The following is a 16,402-nucleotide window of genomic DNA, read 5'->3' on the forward strand; positions in this document are numbered from 1 at the left end:
CAGGATCAAACTCTTCACTTAAGTTTTCGACCGTCTAAAAGACGATCTATCTTTCTGAAGTGTTTAACCCCAACAAGAAAAAACTCATTGCTGACTTCTTTCTAGTGGGACACTTGCATTTGGTTGACATCGTCAATCCACCGCAAGGCGTCCACACAATTCACCTGCGCACACTGTCAAAGATCAATCACTTGCATCATCTTTCGTTGATGCCCTCTGAACATTTCGTCCCGAGGTGAGCCGCCCATTCTATATCGTTTTTCGTTTCCGTCAACACCCTCGTGAAACTTTTTTTCGAGGTCGCCGACCAGGCGATACAGCTGCCGTAGCGTTCGTCTTTCGACGTGGGCCGCTGCGGGGAGGCGAATAATACGGATTCCTAAGAATGCCGCAACCCCTTTCGTGAAGTTTTTTTGAAACCTGCGTTAAATCAGCCGGATACGCGCGAAGTTTCGTTTGCCGACCTGGAGCACGCCCTCGAATCCGGCCGTGAAGACCCGCGAAGCGTCCTCCACGACCTCGCCATCGATGCGCACCGCGCGCTCTTTCAGCTTCCGGTTCGCTTCCGAATTGCTCGGCGTGACGCCCGCGGCCGTCAAAAGGGCGGCCAGACGGAAGCCTTCGGCAGGCGCCGCGATGTCGGTGAGCGGCAGGAGCGAGGTATCGCCCTCCCCGCGCACCACCGCATGCCAGCCGGCGATGGCCTGTTCGGCGGCGCCCGCGTCGTGGAAACGCGTGGCCAACTCGCGCGCGAGCCTCAGCTTGGCGTCGCGCGGGTTCAGCGCGCCGGAGGCGATATCCGCCTTCATGGTCGCCAGCTCGTCGAGCGACACCTCGAAGCTGAGCAGCTCGAACCAGCGCCACATGAGGTCGTCGCCGATCTTCATCGTCTTGGTGACGATGTCGATCGCCGGCTCGTTGATGCCGATGTAGTTGCCCAGCGACTTGGACATCTTGGCCACGCCGTCCAGTCCCTCGAGCAGCGGCATGGTCAGCACGATCTGCGGCGCCTGGCCGTGATGTTCCTGAAGGGCGCGCCCCATCAGCAGGTTGAACTTCTGGTCCGTGCCGCCGAGTTCGACATCCGCCTCGAGGGCGACGGAGTCGTAACCCTGCACCAGCGGATAGAGGAATTCATGGATGGCGATGGGCTGCTCGGCCTTGTAGCGCTTGGCGAAGTCGTCGCGCTCGAGCATGCGCGCCACCGTGTGCTGCGCGGCCAGGCGAATCATGTCGGCGGCGCCCATCTTGCCGAACCACTCGGAATTGAAGCGCAGTTCGGTCTTTTCGCGGTCGAGCACCTTGTAGACCTGCTCGGCGTAGGTTTCCGCGTTCGCCAGCACGTCCTCGCGGGTCAGCGGCTTGCGCGTCACGTTCTTGCCGGTCGGGTCGCCGATCATTCCCGTGAAGTCGCCGATCAGGAAGATCACCTGGTGCCCGAGGTCCTGGAACTGGCGCATCTTGTTGAGCAGCACGGTATGGCCGATGTGCAGGTCCGGCGCCGTCGGATCGAACCCCGCCTTGATGCGCAGGGGGCGCCCGGTCTTCAGGCGAGCCTCGAGGTCTTCCTTCTTGATGATCTCGTCGGCGCCGCGGGCGATCAGTGCCAGGGCCTGCTCCAGCTCGTTCATGCTTGCTCTCTATATAGGGGGATCGACGGCCTTCACATTCGTGTGTGAAAACGCCGTGGGGGTTAATTGTGCGTTAACCGCAAGATGTGATGCAAAGCCTTGATGGAAAAGGCGTTGACGGCCTTTGCACATGGCCGTTATGGTACGCGACAACTCGGGGCGAGCGGATACAATAAAGACAATGGGTGATGTGAACCGCGGAGCGCACAGCGCTCGCAAGCAGGCCATCCGGCGCAAGGCGCAGCGCCGTCATTCGCACTTCTACGACAGCCGCGCCCACTGGTCCTTCAGTCGCAACGCGTCGGCCGAGCCGCTGAGCTGGTCGCGCGAGCGCTGGATCCTCGCCGGCACCGCTTTCTTTCTGGTCATCCTTTCGGCACTCGTGATTCCGGCCTGGGCCGGCGCGATGCGCAAGGAAACCGTCGCCACCGCGCTGCCACGCGTCAACACGGACATCCCGCGCCCCGACGTGCAGTCGAACGTCGCCCTCGCCGTCGTGCCGCTCGCCGTGCCGCGCCTCGATCCCGCCAGCGTGAAGCCCCTCCCGCCGGTGGAAACCTGGAACACCGTGCAGGTGCAACCCGGCCAGACGCTCGCGGACATCTTCGTCGCGCAGGGCTTGTCGATGACCGATCTGCAACGCGTCATCGACGCCGCCGGCGGCACGAAGGTCTTCCACCAGATCAAGCCCGGCCAGGAATTCCAGTTCCTCGTCAACGCCGACCACACGCTTGAGGGCGTGCGGTTCGACCAGGACGAAACGAGCGTCGCCACGCTGCGTTTCACGAGCGGCAAGGCCGAACTCACCACGCAGAAGCGCGACGTGCAGCGTCGCGAGCACATCGCGCACGGCCTCATCGACAGCTCGCTGTTCGGCGCGGCGTCGAAGGCCGGCATGAGCAACGCGATGGTCCTGAAGCTCGCCGAGGTCTTCAAGTTCGACATCGACTTCGTGCAGGATCTCCGCGTCGGCGACAACTTCACCGTCGTCTACGACGACGTCTATAGCGACGGCGCGTTCATGCGCGAAGGCGACATCGTCGCCGCCGAGTTCATCAACCAGGGCAAGCGCTACACCGCGTACCGTTACAAGAACGGCGACAAGGTGGGTTACTACAGCGAGGAAGGCCGTCCTCTGCAGGGTTCGTTCCTGCGCATCCCGGTCGACTTCACGCGCATCTCGTCGCAGTTCAGCGCGGGCCGCATGCACCCGATCCTCGGCAAGATGCGCGCGCACAAGGGCGTCGATTACGCCGCTCCCTCGGGCACGCCGATCCACGCGGCCGGCGACGGCGTCGTCAAGTTCCGTGGCTGGATGAACGGCTACGGCAACTTCGTCGTGATCCAGCACAACGCGTCGATCAGCACCGCCTACGGCCACATGTCGCGCTTCGCGAACCTGCGCGTCGGCCAGCGCGTCAGCCAGGGCAGCACCATCGGCTACGTCGGCATGACCGGCCTCGCCACCGGCCCGCACCTGCACTACGAATTCCGCGTCAACAACGCGCAGCGCGATCCGCAGACGGTCACGCTGCCGAAGCCGGAGCCGCTCCCCGCCGCGCAGCTGGCGAAGTTCAAGAAAGAGATCGTCGGACCGCAGCTCGCTCGCCTGAACCAGGTGGACAACAACACGAAGCTCGCCCGCAACGAGACCGCGAAGAACGACGGCGGCTGATCCGTGGCGACCACGGACGGCCTCTACCTCGGCCTCATCTCCGGCACCAGCGCCGACGGCATCGATGCGGCCCTGGTCCGTTTCACCGACGGACGGCCCGCACTCGTCGCGGGCCTGACGCATCCCTGGGAGGACGCGCTCCGCGCGAGGATCCTCGCGGTCGCGCAGAACGAGCTCCGTCTCGACCTCGACGCCTACGGGCGCCTCGACGTCGCCGTGGGGATGGCGTTCGCCGATGCCGCCCGCGCCGTGATCGCGAAGGCCGGCGTGCCGGCATCGTCCGTTACCGCCATCGGCTCGCACGGGCAGACCATCCGCCACCGCCCGTCGGGCACGCACCCGTTCACCCTGCAGATCGGCGATGCCTCGGTGATCGCGGAGCGCAGCGGCATCGACACCGTGGCCGACTTCCGCCGCGCGGATGTCGCCGCCGGTGGTCAGGGCGCGCCCCTCGTACCCGCCTTCCACGCCACGGTGTTGCGTCCGTCGAAGGGCTCGCGCGTCGTGCTCAACCTCGGCGGGATCGCCAACGTCACGCGATTGACGCCCGAGGGCGACGTCACGGGTTTCGACACCGGTCCGGCCAACGGACTGATGGACGCCTGGTGCCTTCGCCACCGCGGCGAAGCCTTCGATCGCGACGGCGTTTTCGCGGCCTCGGGTACGGTCGACGCCGCCTTGCTGGCCGAGCTGCTCGACGACGCCTATTTCGTGCTCGACCCGCCCAAGAGCACCGGCAGGGAACACTTCCATCTGGCGTGGCTCGACGAACATCCGCGCGTGGCCGATCTGAGTCCAGAGGACGTGCAGGCGACGCTGCTGGCGTTGAGCGCGGCCTCGATCGGCGACGCCATCGCGCGTTACGCGCCGGACGCCGTCGACGTCGTCGCATGCGGCGGCGGGGTGCACAATACGGCACTGATGCGTGCGCTCACGGCGCGCCTCGAAGGTCGCGTGTTGCGTTCGAGCGCCGAATTCGGCATGGATCCCGACCAGATGGAGGCGATGGCCTTCGCATGGCTGGCGTATCGCCGCGTCCGCGGCGAGCCGGGGAATCTTCCGGCGGTGACCGGTGCGCGGGGCCTTCGCTTGCTGGGTGCGGTTTACGCCGCACCGCAGGAATCGCGCTAGAACGTCTCCGGAGCCTTCACCGGCCGCGCACCGGCATCGGCCAGCGTCGACGGCGACGCCTGCGCCAGCGCGGACAGTGCTTCCTGGAACGCGGCCTGTTCCTCGGCGTCCCACGCACCCGTCAGATGCGCGATGTCCCCCGGTTCGAGCAAAAGCTCGTTGAACACGTCGCCCGGGCTCAGACCGAGCCCGTAGCGCAACGCGTGCAGAATGACTTCGTTGATCGACCAGCGCCGTTCACGGGCGAGCGTCTTGATCCGCTCGGCCATCTGCTCGTCGATATGTCTCACCACTATATCTGGCACGTGCGTGACCCTCCTCGCGCATGCCCCCTGTGGGGCCGATGGTACACATTTCTGGCATGACGCGAAGATCGGCCATTCGGCTTACGTCGCGTCGCCGCCTTCAGGCCGCGGCATCCGTTTCCACAGCCACGCCAGCACGATGAGCGTCGGCACGATCGAGACGGTACTGACCACGAAGAGCGACGCGTAGCCCGAATCCTTGACGAGGAATCCCGAGAATCCACCGATGACCTTGCCCGGAAGGTTCGCCAGCGCGCTCAGCAGCGCGTACTGCGTGGCCGTGAAGCTGCGGTTGACCAGGCCGGACATGAAGGCCACCAGCACCGGCCCGGCGAAGCCCTGCGCGAAGTTGTCGCCGGAAAGCGTGGCGACGAAGGCCCACGTCTGGCCGGGATTCGCGGCCATAAGCAGATAGAGCATGTTCGACAGCGCCACGCCGATGGCGGCGACCACGAGCAGCCGGCGCATCTCGAAACGCACGACGGCCCAGCCGCCCAGCAGCGCGCCGAGGATGCCGATGACCACGCCGTAGACCTTCGAGACCTCGGCGATCTGCGTCTTGCTGAATCCCGCGTCGAGATAGAACGGATACGCCATCACACCGAGCATCTGGTCCGGCAGCCGGAACAGCGCCACGAACAGGAGCAGGCCAAGGGCCAGGGGCGCACCGAACCGCGCGAGGAAATCGCGGAACGGCCCGACGAAGCCTTCCTGCACCGCGACGCGCAGGGGCACTCGCTCACGCACCCGATGCTCGGGTTCGCGTGCCACGAGCACCGTGACGAAGGGCACCACGAGCAGCGCGCAGATGGCCACGTACCCGCCCTGCCAGCCGAACGCGTCCGCCACGATCAGGATGCCCGCGCCGCCGGCGATCAGCCCGAGCCGATAGCCGAGCGTGTACGTGGCGGCCAGGGCGCCCTGCGCTTCCTGCGGCGCGATCTCCACGCGGTACGCGTCCACGACGATGTCGATCGTCGCTCCCGCGATGGCCGCGATCAACGTCATGCCCATGAACCGCGGCAGCGACGCGGTGGGTGGCATCGCCGCCATGCCCAGCAGCCCGGCACCGAGCAACAGGATCGCGAACATCAGCCAGCCACGGCGCAGGCCGAGGCGCCCGAAGATCGGCAGCCGGAACCTGTCGACCACGGGCGCCCAGAGGAACTTGAAGTTGTAGGCGAACGTGACATAGCTGGCGATGCCGATGGCGCCATAATCGACGCCGGATTCCTTCAGCCACGCCGACAGCGTGTTGCCCACCAGCAGGAACGGCAGCCCCGAAGCGAGGCCGAAGAACAGCATGATGACCGCGCCCGGCTGGGCGAACGCCGCGAACAGACCATGCCAGCCCTTGTAGCGCGCGGCCTCCCCGCCGCTGCTCACTCGGCGTAGTCCACGGTGAACGGCGCATGGTCCGAGAAGCGCTCGTCGCGGTAGATCGAGCAGTCGCGCAGGCGGTCGCGCAGGCTGGGGGTGACGATCTGGTAATCGATCCGCCACCCCACGTTGTTCGCCCGTGCCTGGCCCCGGTTCGACCACCAGGTGTACTCGACGGCGTCGGGCTTGATGGCGCGGAAGCTGTCCACCCAGCCGATCTCGTTGAACAGCAGGTCGAGCCAGGCGCGTTCCTCGGGCAGGCAGCCCGAATTCTTCTGGTTCGAGGTCCAGTTCTTGATGTCGTTCTTCGTGTGGACGATGTTCCAGTCGCCGCACAGCACGTAGTCGCGGCCGCTGGCGGCCCACTCGCGCAGGATCGGCGTCAGCCACTCCATCACCCGGAACTTGTACTGCTGCCGTTCGTCGCCGGACGATCCCGACGGGATGTAGAACGAGACGACGCTCAGGTTGCCGTAGCGGGCCTCGATGTAGCGGCCCTCGCAGTCGAAGTCCTCGCGGCCGAGCGACACGCGCACTTCGTCCGGCTCGCGTTTCGAATAGATGGCCACGCCGCTGTAGCCCTTCTTGCTGCGGGCGTCGTGGTAGAAGCAATGGTGACCGTCGGGCCGGAACATCGGGTCGGTGAGCTGCGATTCCTGCGATTTGGTTTCCTGCAGGCAGACGACGTCGGCGTCCTGCTTGCGAAGCCACTCGAACACGCCCTTGGTGGCGGCGGAGCGGATACCGTTGGCGTTCAACGAAATGATGCGCATGGGGCCCTGTCGATGCGTTCGGCGATCCGCCCATGATAACCCGCGGGTGGGCCGCCCCTCGGACCCGGCTGTACCATGGCGGTCTCCCATCGCTCCCGCCCGAGATCGCCCGTGCACGACTACCAACGCGAATTCATCGAACTCACCCTCGCCCGCGACGTCCTCCGCTTCGGCGAGTTCACCCTGAAGTCGGGACGCAGCAGCCCGTACTTCTTCAACATGGGCCGGATCGACTCGGGGGCCGCGCTGGCCCGCCTGGGGCGCTCGTACGCCGAGGCGGCGGTGCGCTCGGGCGTCCCCTTCGACATGCTGTTCGGCCCGGCGTACAAGGGCATCGCCCTCGCCGCCGCCACGGCGATCGCGCTGGCCGACACCCAGGACCGCGACGTGCCCTGGGCCTACAACCGCAAGGAGGCCAAGGATCACGGCGAAGGCGGCACGCTGGTCGGCGCGCCGCTGAAAGGCCGCGTGCTGATCGTCGACGACGTGATGACCGCCGGCACCGCCGTGCGCGAATCCCTGGAACTGATCCGCGCGCAGGGCGCCGAGCCCGCGGGCGTGCTCATCGCGCTCGATCGCCAGGAGCGCGGCCAGGGCGACCGCTCCGCCGCCCAGGAAGTCGCGGCCCAGTTCGGCATCCCCGTGATCGCCATCGCCAGCCTGGCCGACGTGCTGGCCTACGCCGGCGAACGGCCCGAACTCGCCGCCGAACATGGCCGGCTGGTGGCCTACCGCGACCGCTACGGCGTGAGCGGCTGAGGGAAAACGGCGATTGCGTCACGCGGCCGGCGCGGCTTGCCGGCCGCGCGCAATCCGCCTGCCCGCGCTGGCTATACTTCGTCGACAGGAGGGGAAAGCATGCGAGCAGCGCGATACATCCTGGCGGGGGCGGCCCTGTGCATCGGCACGGCCGCGTTCGCCCAGAACACCACGAACAACAACGCCTACCGGTATCGCTGGAAGGATGCCACCGGGCATTCGTATTTCAGCGACAGCCTCTCGCCGGAGGCGATGAAGGCCGGCTACGACATCGTCAACGCCCAGGGCATGGTCGTCCGCCATGTGGATCGCCAGCTGACGGCCGACGAACGCGCCGCGGCGCGGAAAGTGGCCGACGCCCAGGCGGCGGCGCTGCAGGCTCAGCAGCAGCGCCAGCGCGAAGACGCCCAGATGCTCAACGCGTACCCGAACGAGGCCGCCTTCGCGGCGGCGAAGGGCGCCGAGCTCGACAACTTCGAGCAGGCGGCGCGCACCACGCGCCTCAATCTGCAGGGGCAGGAGAAGGCCCTCGCCGATCTCCTCGCCCGCGCCGGCGACCTCGAACGCGCGAAGCAGCCGGTGCCCAAGTACCTCAACGACCGCATCGCCGAGCAGCGCAACACGGTGGCGTCGCTGCGTACCACGCTGCAGCGCCAGCTCGCGGCGAAGGAATCGGCCAAGGCCAGCCTGGACGCCCAGCTCCGCCACTACAGGGAACTGAAGGCCGCCAGCGCCGCGAGCGGCCCGCAGTAGCCGCCGCTAGAAAGGCAACGCGAGGGACTTGTCGACCGCCAGCACGCGCTGGCGGAACGATTGCTTGATGCGCTCGAGACTCCTGGCGCTATCGGCATCGAACCGGAAGATGAGTGCGGGCGACGTATTGGACGCCCGGACAAGTCCGAAGCCGTCCGCCCAGTCCACGCGAACACCATCGATCGTCGTGATCCGCGCATCGTCGAACGTCGCCGACGCGCGGAACGCGTCCATGAAACGGAAGTGCGCGCCCTCTTCCATGGGCAGACGCAGTTCGGGTGTCGAGACGCTCTTGGGCAGCGTGTCGAACAGCTCCGCCACGCTGCGTTCCTCCACGTCGCCGGCGACGATCTCGAGCAGGCGCGCCGCGGCGTAGATACCGTCGTCGAAACCGTACCAGCGATTGTTGTCGGCGAAGAAGAAGTGGCCGCTCATCTCGCCGGCGAGCGCCGCGCCCGTCTCGCGCAGCTTGGCCTTCATCAGCGAGTGCCCCGTGCGCCACATCAGCGGCACGCCGGCCGACTGCTGGATCACGCCACGCAGGTGGCCGGTGCACTTCACGTCGTAGATGATCGTGGCGCCGGGATTGCGTGCGAGCACGTCCTGCGCGAAGAGCATCAGCAGGCGATCGGGCCACACGATCTCGCCCGCCTGCGTCACGACGCCCAGCCGGTCGCCGTCGCCGTCGAACGCGATGCCGAGGTCGGCGCCGATCGTGTGCACGGCGGCGATGAGGTCGGCGAGGTTGCGCGGATCGGATGGATCGGGATGGTGGTTCGGGAACTGACCGTCGACATCGCAGTACAACGGGATCACTTCACAACCGATGTCCTCGAGCACGCGCGGGGCCACCGCCCCCGCCACGCCGTTGCCGGCGTCGACGACGACCTTGAGGCGCCGCTCGGCGGCGACGTCGCCGGCGATGCGGGCCACGTATGCCTCGGTCGCCGACTGCTCGCGCCAGGTGCCCACGCCGTCGCTGGGCAGATTGCCCGCCACGATGCGCCGATGCAGGTCGGCGATCGCGTCTTCGGAGAGCGTCTCGCCGCCGATCACGATCTTGAAGCCGTTGTGGTCGGCCGGATTGTGGCTGCCCGTGACCGAGACGGCGCAACCCGTGCCGAAGTGGTACGCGGCGAAGTAGACGACCGGTGTCGGCACCATGCCGAGGTCGATCACGTCGATGCCGGCGGCCCGCAGGCCGTCCGACAGGGCGTGGGCCAGCTCGGCACCGGAGAGCCGCCCGTCGCGCCCGACGACGATCTCGCGGAGGTCGGCGTCGAGCATGCGCGCGCCGATGGCCTGGCCGATGCGATGGGCGATGTCGGCGGTGAGCGTCTTACCGACCACGCCGCGGATGTCGTACGCGCGGAAAATCGCCGGATCGAGCGACGGCTCGCCGGCCGGCGGAGCGGCGACGGGCGTGGGCGCCACGACGGCGGCCGGCGTGGGCGTCGGGGGCAGCCTCGGCTTGCGCACGATGTCGGCCACCATCACGTCCGGCTCGGGCATCGCCTCGGGTTCGACGGCCGGGCGGCGACGCAGCCCCCAGAGCAGTAAGGCGCCACCGCCGAGTCCCACCAGCGACAGCAACGCGCCGAGCGCCTCCGAGTGCGGAATGACGATGAAGGCCTTGGGCATCGCGGCGAACACGAAGAGCGACGTGCCCTCCACACGCTGCCCTTCGGCTTCGAGTTCGGCGGACCGGGAACCGACGTCCAGCAGGCGCAGGCTCTCGCGCCCCTCGCCCTGACGCAGCTCGAGGCGGCCACCGCCCGGCGACGCGGCATCGAACCGGGCCGCGATGTCGTCGAAGGGGTATTCGAGCCAGATCCAGGCGCGAACCGTGCCCTCGCCCGCCACCGGCTCGACCATGGATAGCCGTCGCTCGCCGTCCTTCAGCGACGTGGACGCCCGCGGCGGTCCGCTGCCGCCCAGGGCGGCCATGAGCTGCGCGGCCTTCGCGTAGCCGAACTCCCGGTAGTTGGCACGCACCACCTCGTCCAGGCCGCCGCTGTAGACCTCGACGACGCGGACGGAAGGGAGCGCGGCGCGCAGCCGTTCCGCGGCCGCGGCGTGATCGTCGATGGACGTCGCGATGCCGCCCGCCACGAGTGCGCGCTGCAGGGCCTCGCGCTTGCCCGCGATCAGCGCGCCGAGTTCACGCGTGGTGTCCCGCTGGGCCGCATGCGTGCGTTCGGCGGCACTTCCCTCATCGGCGATCAGCCAGGTCTGCCATGCGCAGAAAACGCCGGCGACGAGCAGCAACGTCGCGCCCGCCAGGGGCAGCAAACGTCGCAGATCCACACGGGACATGCGTCCCGCCCCTCCCTCTTTCGATGCCATGTCGCCCCTTCGCTACCCCGGCAGAATCAGCCAACACCCGTCGAGCCGAATCCTCCCTCGCCCCGCTGCGAGGGGGTGAACCCTTCTACCACCCGGAGGCGCGCTCGGCCGACCGGCACGAGCAATAATTGCGCAATCCGGTCGCCGGGCGCGATGGTCACCGGCGCGCTTCCGCGGTTCCAGCACGAGATCATCAACGGGCCCTGGTAGTCCGCGTCGATGACGCCGACGAGGTTGCCCATCACGAGTCCCTGCTTATGACCCAGGCCGGAGCGCGGCACGATCAGTGCGCACCATGCCGGATCGCCGATGTGGATCGCCAGTCCCGAGGGCACCAGCACGCTCTCTCCCGGTACCAGCGTCAGCGGCGCATCCACCGCCGCGCGCAGGTCCATGCCCGCGCTGCCCGCGGTGGCCGGTTCCGGCAGCGGAATGGAGCTGCCCAGGCGCGGATCGAGGATCTTCAGTTCGATGTCTATCAAGGCGTGGTTCCGGTGAGGAATCGTTCGGCGATGAGCGCGACGAGCCGGTGGGCCAGTTCGGTCTTGGGCATCTCGGGAAGCGCTTCGTCACCGCCATGCCAGTAGACGTGCAGCGCGTTGTCCGCCACCTCGAAACCCTTGCCGCTCGTGACATCGTTCGCCGCGATCATGTCGATGCCCTTGCGGGCCAGCTTGCCCTGCGCGTACCCCTCGATGTCGCGGGTCTCCGCGGCGAAGCCGACGAGGTACGGGCGCACGGACTGAGCGGCGAGCGCCGCGATGATATCCGGGTTTTCGGTGAGCTCGAGGCGCAGCGGCACGCCGCCCGCCTTCTTCAGCTTGTGGTCCGCCGCTTCGACGGGGCGATAGTCGCCCACCGCCGCCGCGCCGATGTAGATGTCGGCACCCGCGCACGCCGCCACGACGGCGTCGTGCATCTGGCGCGCGCTGCGGACGTCGACGCGCTCGACGCCCGGCGGCGTGGGAAGCGACACAGGGCCGGCCACCAGCGTCACCGACGCCCCCGCGTCGCGCGCCGCGGCGGCGACCGCGAAGCCCATGCGACCGGAGCTCCGATTGCCGATAAAGCGCACGGGATCGATGTCTTCATACGTCGGGCCGGCGCTGACGACGACGCGCCGACCGCGCAGCGGTTGCTCGCCGAACGACGCCACGAGGATGTCGCGCAGTTCGTGCGGTTCCAGCATGCGGCCGGAGCCGATGTCCCCGCAGGCCTGGTCGCCGTCGGCTGGGCCCAGGACGCCGACGCCGCGGACGCGAAGCGTGCCGACGTTGGCCTGCACGGCGAGGTTCGCCCACATCTGCTGGTTCATCGCAGGCGCCACGTACACCGGCGCCGCGGTGGCCAGCACGACCGTCGTCAGAAGGTCGTCGGCATGGCCGTGCGCCAGGCGCGCGATGGTGTCGGCGCTCGCGGGCGCGATCAGGACGCGCTCGGCCCAGCGGGCGAGCTCGATATGCCCCATCGCGGCCTCGCCCTGCTCGTCCCACAGGCTCACCCGCACCGGCTGGCCGGAAAGTGCCTGGAAGGTGGTGGGCGTGACGAAATGCGTGGCGCCTTCGGTCATCACGACGCGCACCTCGGCCTCGAGGTCGCGGAGGCGCCGCACGAGTTCGCAGATCTTGTACGCGGCGATACCACCGGTAACGCCAATCAGGATGCGACGCTGGCGAAGGCTCATGGCGGGACGGCGGTTCGGAAGGCACGTTAGCTTAACGGATTTCCACCATCGCACTTCCGGAGCGATTTTTCAGAATCGTTCTATCGCCACATCGCGATCGCAACCCTACCTTGTACATCGTGCCGCAACCCCCGTGCGGCCCTCATCGAAGGGAAGCCATGAAGTCGCCCACGAATCCGCCCTCCACGGTCCGCGATGCCACCGTGCCACCCGTCGCGTATCGCCAGCCGCCGATCCGGCAATGGGCCGCCAACGACCGGCCGCGGGAGCGGCTGTACGCGCACGGTGCGGCGGCGCTGTCCGACGCCGAGCTACTGGCCGTTCTGATCGGCAACGGCACGGCGGGCTGCGACGCCGTCGCGACGGGGCGCGCCCTGCTTTCCCGCGCGGGTAGCCTCGGCCGCCTCCTCGCCGAGCCGGACCACCTGCCGCCCGTGCCGGGAGTCGGCCCGGTAAAGCGGGCGCGGCTGGTCGCCGCCCTGGAGCTGGCGCGTCGCGCCCTGGGCGAAGGACTGACCGACCTGCCCCGCATCGAGAGCCCGCGCGACAGTGCGCAGTACCTGCAGGCGCGACTGAGTCACCTGTCGCACGAGGTGTTCGCCTGCCTCTTCCTGGACACCAGGCATCGGGTCCTCGCGTATGAGGAACTGTTCCGCGGCACCATCGACGGTGCCAGCGTCTATCCCCGCGAGGTGGTACGCGCATGCCTGCGCCATCACGCCAGCGCGGTCATCCTCGCCCACAACCACCCCTCGGGCGTCCCGGAGCCCAGCCGGGCCGACCGCGACATCACGCAGGTCCTGGTCGACGCGCTCGCCCTGATGGACATTCGCGTGCTCGATCACATCGTGGTGGGACGGGGCGAACCCGTTTCCATGGCGGAGCGGGGCCTGCTGCTGGCCAGGAGCCGCTGAGCGGCCAAAAAAAGACGGCGCGAGTGCCGCTCGCGCCGTCTGGGGGTCACCTTTCGAGGGAGGGGTGGGCGACCGTCGTGCCGTTGGGCCGGGGAGACACCGGGCACGAGAGACATTGTGACGATGAGCGATGACAGCGCCGTGACGTGCCGCTTTCGCGCCTGCTTCGCCACTGCGCCGTCGAAGTTATGCACACGGGCGCTTTTTCCCACTTGGCCGTCACAGTTGCTGTCCCGGCGCAAGTCAGGATTGCAATGCATTGATTTAAATGATTTTCATGTGTTGCAGGGTCATGTCACGATGCGTACCTGCCTGTCGCCGTCCTGGCGGCTCCGTCTTGCCCACAGAGTTATCCACAGGCTGTGGATGGACGGGCTCCCCCGGCCGGCCGACGGCCGCGCGCCATCTGATAGGATTGCCGGTTCCATATCCGCGTCGCCCATCCCGTGAAACAAGAGCTGAAACAACTCGTCCTGCAGGCCATCGGCGCATTGCGGGAGTCCGGCAAACTGCCGTCCGACTTCGTGGCCCCGGATTTCGTGATCGAGCGGACCCGCAACCGCGAGCACGGCGATTTCGCGACCAACGCGGCGATGATGATGGCCAAGTCCGCCGGCCGGAAGCCGCGCGACATCGCGACCGATCTCGTCGAGGCCATGCCGGCCTCGGTCCGGGTGGGCAAGGTGGAGATCGCCGGACCGGGCTTCATCAATTTCTCGCTGGCGCCGGCCGCGTTCCACGCGGAGATCGAGCGCGCCCTCGCGGAAACCGACCGCTACGGCCGCAACCGCGATGGCGCCGGCCGCACCGCGGGCGTGGAGTTCGTGTCGGCCAACCCGACGGGCCCGCTGCACGTCGGCCACGGCCGCGCGGCGGCCATCGGTGACAGCATCGCGCGTCTTCTCGATGCGGCGGGCTGGAAAGTGTTCCGCGAGTTCTACTACAACGACGCCGGTGTCCAGATCGCCAACCTGGCGCTTTCCACGCAGGCCCGCGCCAGGGGCATCGCCCCGGACGAAGCGGGCTGGCCGGAATCCGGCTACCGTGGCGACTACATCGCCGACGTGGCGCGTGCCTTCCTGGCCGGCGAATCGGTCGAGGCCGACGGCGAAACCGTCGTCGCCACCGGCGATGCCGACAACCTGGACGACGTACGCCGCTTCGCCGTCGCTTACCTGCGCCACGAGCAGGACCTCGACCTCAAGGCCTTCGGCGTCGGCTTCGACGTCTACTACCTCGAGTCGTCGCTATATGGCGAAGGCAAGGTCGACGAGACCGTTCGCGAACTCGTCGCCCACGGCCACACCTACGAGGAAGGCGGCGCGCTATGGCTGCGCTCGACGGACTTCGGTGACGACAAGGACCGCGTCATGCGCAAGTCCGACGGCACGTTCACCTACTTCCTTCCCGACGTGGCCTACCACCGCACCAAGTGGCAGCGCGGCTATGAGCGCGCCATCACCGAGCTGGGCTCCGACCACCACGGTTCGCTCGCCCGCGTGAAGGCCGGCCTGCAGGCGCTGGACACCGGGATTCCGAAGAACTGGCCCGAGTACGTGCTGCACCAGATGGTGACGGTGATGCGCGGCGGCGAGGAGGTGAAGATCTCCAAGCGTGCCGGCTCCTACGTCACGCTGCGCGACCTCATCGACGAGGCCGGCCGCGACGCCACGCGTTATTTCCTGATCGCGCGCAAGGCCGATTCGCAGCTGGTGTTCGACATCGACCTCGCCCGCTCGCAGAGCAACGACAACCCCGTCTACTACATCCAGTACGCCCACGCCCGCGCCAGCCGCGTGTTCCGCGAACTGGCGGAGCGCGGCCTGGCGACCGATCGCGGCAACGGGATCGCGAAGCTTGGCCGTCTCGACACGGAGCACGAGTCGATCCTGATGGTCGAGCTCTCGCGCTACCCCGAGATCGTGGAGTCCGCCGCGGCGAACCTGGAACCGCACCTGATCGCGCAGTACCTGCGCGAACTCGCGGGCGCGCTGCACAGCTTCTATCACGAGCACAAATGGATCGTCGACGACGCCGATCTGCGTGACGCGCGCCTCGCGCTGGTGGCCGCCACGCAGCAGGTGCTCAGGAACGGTCTGGATCTGCTGGGCATTTCGGCCCCGGAGAGCATGTAAATGGCAACACGCAAGAAGGGCAAGGGCCGCCAGGCCGTCCGCAACGGCTCGAGCGGCATGCCAGGCTGGAGCTGGGCGCTGATCGGCATCCTCGCCGGCGCCCTGCTCATGGCCTTCGCGATGCGCGGCACGTGGATGCCGATGATGCGCCAGCACCAGGGCCCGGAACCGAACCCGCAGGCCACCGCGCAGAAGGGCAGCGATCCGGGCGTCGTCGACCAGGCCGAGGCGGAGAAGCCGAAGAAGCCCTCGTACGATTTCTATTCGGTGCTCTCCGAGAAAGAGGTCCGCATTCCCGACGCCGAGATCCGGGCGCAGGCGAGCGCCGAAGCGCAGCAGAAGCAGCAGCAACAGGCCGCGCAGGCGCAGGCACAGGCCGCGGCGGCGCAACAGGCACAGGCGCAGGCGCAGCAGCAGGCGCAGACGACCGCCGCGGCGGCGAACCTGCCGAAGGCGACGACGCAGACGGTGACCGCGACGCCGTCGCAGCCGGCACCAGCCGCGGCGTCGGGCAGCTCCGGGTACCTGCTCCAGGTGGGCGCGTTCCCGAGCGCGGCGGATGCCGAGGCTCTCAAGGCAAAGCTCGCGCTGCAGGGTTTCGTGGCCAACGTTCAGTCGGTCAAGGTCGGTGCGCAGACCTACAACCGCGTCCGCCTCGGCCCCTTCAAGTCGGCCACCGATCTGGAGAGCACGAAACAGCGCCTGCAGTCCGCCGGCATCAGCGCCATCGCCCTGAAAGAAGGCAGCTGATCCGTCGTGGCCCGCGCGACGAAAAGACCGCCCTCGTGGCGGTCTTTTTCTTTGCAAGGAACGGCGCGCGGTTGCCGCTTTCGTGCCCGTTGACGCCAGTGGGATCCCGGCGTAGACCTGCGCGAACCGATGGGTATCCAGGGAGGACACCCGCGGTTGCCAAGCT

The 16,402-nt window shown here is 67.8% G+C and carries 14 protein-coding genes; 7 read left to right on the forward strand and 7 right to left on the reverse strand.

All coding sequences use genetic code 11. The features are described from left to right. Positions 1-425: 425 nt before the first annotated feature. Positions 426-1,631 carry a tyrosine--tRNA ligase gene (tyrS, locus tag BMY69_RS00005; protein ID WP_090174859.1) on the reverse strand — a complete coding sequence of 402 codons (1,206 nt, stop codon included), beginning with the start codon at positions 1,629-1,631 and terminating at the stop codon, positions 426-428. Positions 1,632-1,812: 181 nt separating this feature from the next. Here tyrS and BMY69_RS00010 point away from each other — a divergent pair, with 181 nt between their 5' ends. Continuing rightward, positions 1,813-3,306, forward strand: a complete 1,494-nt coding sequence (locus tag BMY69_RS00010; protein ID WP_090174860.1) for an OapA family protein — start codon at positions 1,813-1,815, stop codon at positions 3,304-3,306. A gap of 3 nt (positions 3,307-3,309) precedes the next feature. Further along, a complete protein-coding gene (locus BMY69_RS00015) occupies positions 3,310-4,437 on the forward strand; it encodes an anhydro-N-acetylmuramic acid kinase (protein WP_090174861.1) in 1,128 nt (375 codons plus the stop codon). On the opposite strand, the gene BMY69_RS00020 is transcribed toward BMY69_RS00015, so the two are convergent. From BMY69_RS00020 to BMY69_RS00030, 3 genes are all read right to left on the reverse strand, one after another. Next, on the reverse strand, positions 4,434-4,706 hold the full coding sequence (locus BMY69_RS00020; protein ID WP_255364421.1) for a hypothetical protein: 273 nt from the start codon (positions 4,704-4,706) through the stop codon (positions 4,434-4,436). The two genes, BMY69_RS00015 and BMY69_RS00020, sit on opposite strands and share 4 nt — an antisense overlap. A 117-nt stretch (positions 4,707-4,823) precedes the next feature. Further along, positions 4,824-6,047 carry an AmpG family muropeptide MFS transporter gene (locus BMY69_RS00025; protein ID WP_090175531.1) on the reverse strand — a complete coding sequence of 408 codons (1,224 nt, stop codon included), beginning with the start codon at positions 6,045-6,047 and terminating at the stop codon, positions 4,824-4,826. Positions 6,048-6,124: 77 nt separating this feature from the next. After that, positions 6,125-6,895: an exodeoxyribonuclease III gene (locus BMY69_RS00030; protein WP_090174863.1), complete on the reverse strand. Its 771-nt coding sequence runs from the start codon at positions 6,893-6,895 to the stop codon at positions 6,125-6,127. A gap of 111 nt (positions 6,896-7,006) precedes the next feature. Here BMY69_RS00030 and pyrE point away from each other — a divergent pair, with 111 nt between their 5' ends. Beyond that, complete coding sequence (gene pyrE, locus BMY69_RS00035) at positions 7,007-7,654, forward strand: orotate phosphoribosyltransferase (protein WP_090174864.1); 648 nt, start codon at positions 7,007-7,009, stop codon at positions 7,652-7,654. Between the two features lie 99 nt (positions 7,655-7,753). Next, on the forward strand, positions 7,754-8,407 hold the full coding sequence (locus tag BMY69_RS00040) for a DUF4124 domain-containing protein (RefSeq protein WP_090174865.1): 654 nt from the start codon (positions 7,754-7,756) through the stop codon (positions 8,405-8,407). A gap of 6 nt (positions 8,408-8,413) precedes the next feature. Here the strand turns inward: BMY69_RS00040 and BMY69_RS00045 are convergent, their stop codons facing one another. The 3 genes from BMY69_RS00045 to coaBC are packed head-to-tail and all read right to left on the reverse strand — an operon-like array spanning position 8,414 to position 12,437. Continuing rightward, the gene (locus tag BMY69_RS00045) at positions 8,414-10,723 is read right to left on the reverse strand and encodes a phosphomannomutase/phosphoglucomutase (RefSeq protein WP_090174866.1); all 2,310 of its coding nucleotides are present in this window, start codon (positions 10,721-10,723) and stop codon (positions 8,414-8,416) included. A gap of 56 nt (positions 10,724-10,779) precedes the next feature. After that, a complete protein-coding gene (gene dut / locus BMY69_RS00050; RefSeq protein ID WP_090174867.1) occupies positions 10,780-11,235 on the reverse strand; it encodes a dUTP diphosphatase in 456 nt (151 codons plus the stop codon). Then, the gene (gene coaBC / locus BMY69_RS00055; RefSeq protein ID WP_090174868.1) at positions 11,232-12,437 is read right to left on the reverse strand and encodes a bifunctional phosphopantothenoylcysteine decarboxylase/phosphopantothenate--cysteine ligase CoaBC; all 1,206 of its coding nucleotides are present in this window, start codon (positions 12,435-12,437) and stop codon (positions 11,232-11,234) included. Before coaBC ends, dut begins: the two co-directional genes overlap by 4 nt. A 158-nt stretch (positions 12,438-12,595) precedes the next feature. Here coaBC and radC point away from each other — a divergent pair, with 158 nt between their 5' ends. The 3 genes from radC (at position 12,596) to BMY69_RS00070 (ending at position 16,236) form a co-directional block, all read left to right on the forward strand. Beyond that, positions 12,596-13,351, forward strand: coding sequence for a RadC family protein (radC, locus tag BMY69_RS00060; RefSeq protein ID WP_090174869.1), 756 nt, complete (start codon positions 12,596-12,598; stop codon positions 13,349-13,351). Between the two features lie 446 nt (positions 13,352-13,797). Further along, positions 13,798-15,486 carry an arginine--tRNA ligase gene (gene argS, locus BMY69_RS00065; RefSeq protein WP_090174870.1) on the forward strand — a complete coding sequence of 563 codons (1,689 nt, stop codon included), beginning with the start codon at positions 13,798-13,800 and terminating at the stop codon, positions 15,484-15,486. After that, on the forward strand, positions 15,487-16,236 hold the full coding sequence (locus BMY69_RS00070) for an SPOR domain-containing protein (protein ID WP_090174871.1): 750 nt from the start codon (positions 15,487-15,489) through the stop codon (positions 16,234-16,236). The last annotated feature ends 166 nt before the right edge of the window (positions 16,237-16,402 follow it).

Source organism: Luteibacter sp. UNC138MFCol5.1 (genome assembly GCF_900110505.1).
GTDB lineage: Bacteria > Pseudomonadota > Gammaproteobacteria > Xanthomonadales > Rhodanobacteraceae > Luteibacter.

Bases quoted from the DNA above. Each gene is read 5' to 3' on its own strand.
- BMY69_RS00030 (WP_090174863.1), bottom strand. From the start codon at position 6,895: ATGCGCATCATTTCGTTGAACGCCAACGGTATCCGCTCCGCCGCCACC.
- coaBC (WP_090174868.1), bottom strand. From the start codon at position 12,437: ATGAGCCTTCGCCAGCGTCGCATCCTGATTGGCGTTACCGGTGGTATC.
- BMY69_RS00010 (WP_090174860.1), top strand. From the start codon at position 1,813: ATGGGTGATGTGAACCGCGGAGCGCACAGCGCTCGCAAGCAGGCCATC.
- radC (WP_090174869.1), top strand. From the start codon at position 12,596: ATGAAGTCGCCCACGAATCCGCCCTCCACGGTCCGCGATGCCACCGTG.
- BMY69_RS00070 (WP_090174871.1), top strand. From the start codon at position 15,487: ATGGCAACACGCAAGAAGGGCAAGGGCCGCCAGGCCGTCCGCAACGGC.
- tyrS (WP_090174859.1), bottom strand. From the start codon at position 1,631: ATGAACGAGCTGGAGCAGGCCCTGGCACTGATCGCCCGCGGCGCCGAC.
- BMY69_RS00045 (WP_090174866.1), bottom strand. From the start codon at position 10,723: ATGTCCCGTGTGGATCTGCGACGTTTGCTGCCCCTGGCGGGCGCGACG.
- BMY69_RS00025 (WP_090175531.1), bottom strand. From the start codon at position 6,047: ATGCTGTTCTTCGGCCTCGCTTCGGGGCTGCCGTTCCTGCTGGTGGGC.
- BMY69_RS00040 (WP_090174865.1), top strand. From the start codon at position 7,754: ATGCGAGCAGCGCGATACATCCTGGCGGGGGCGGCCCTGTGCATCGGC.
- BMY69_RS00020 (WP_255364421.1), bottom strand. From the start codon at position 4,706: ATGGCCGAGCGGATCAAGACGCTCGCCCGTGAACGGCGCTGGTCGATC.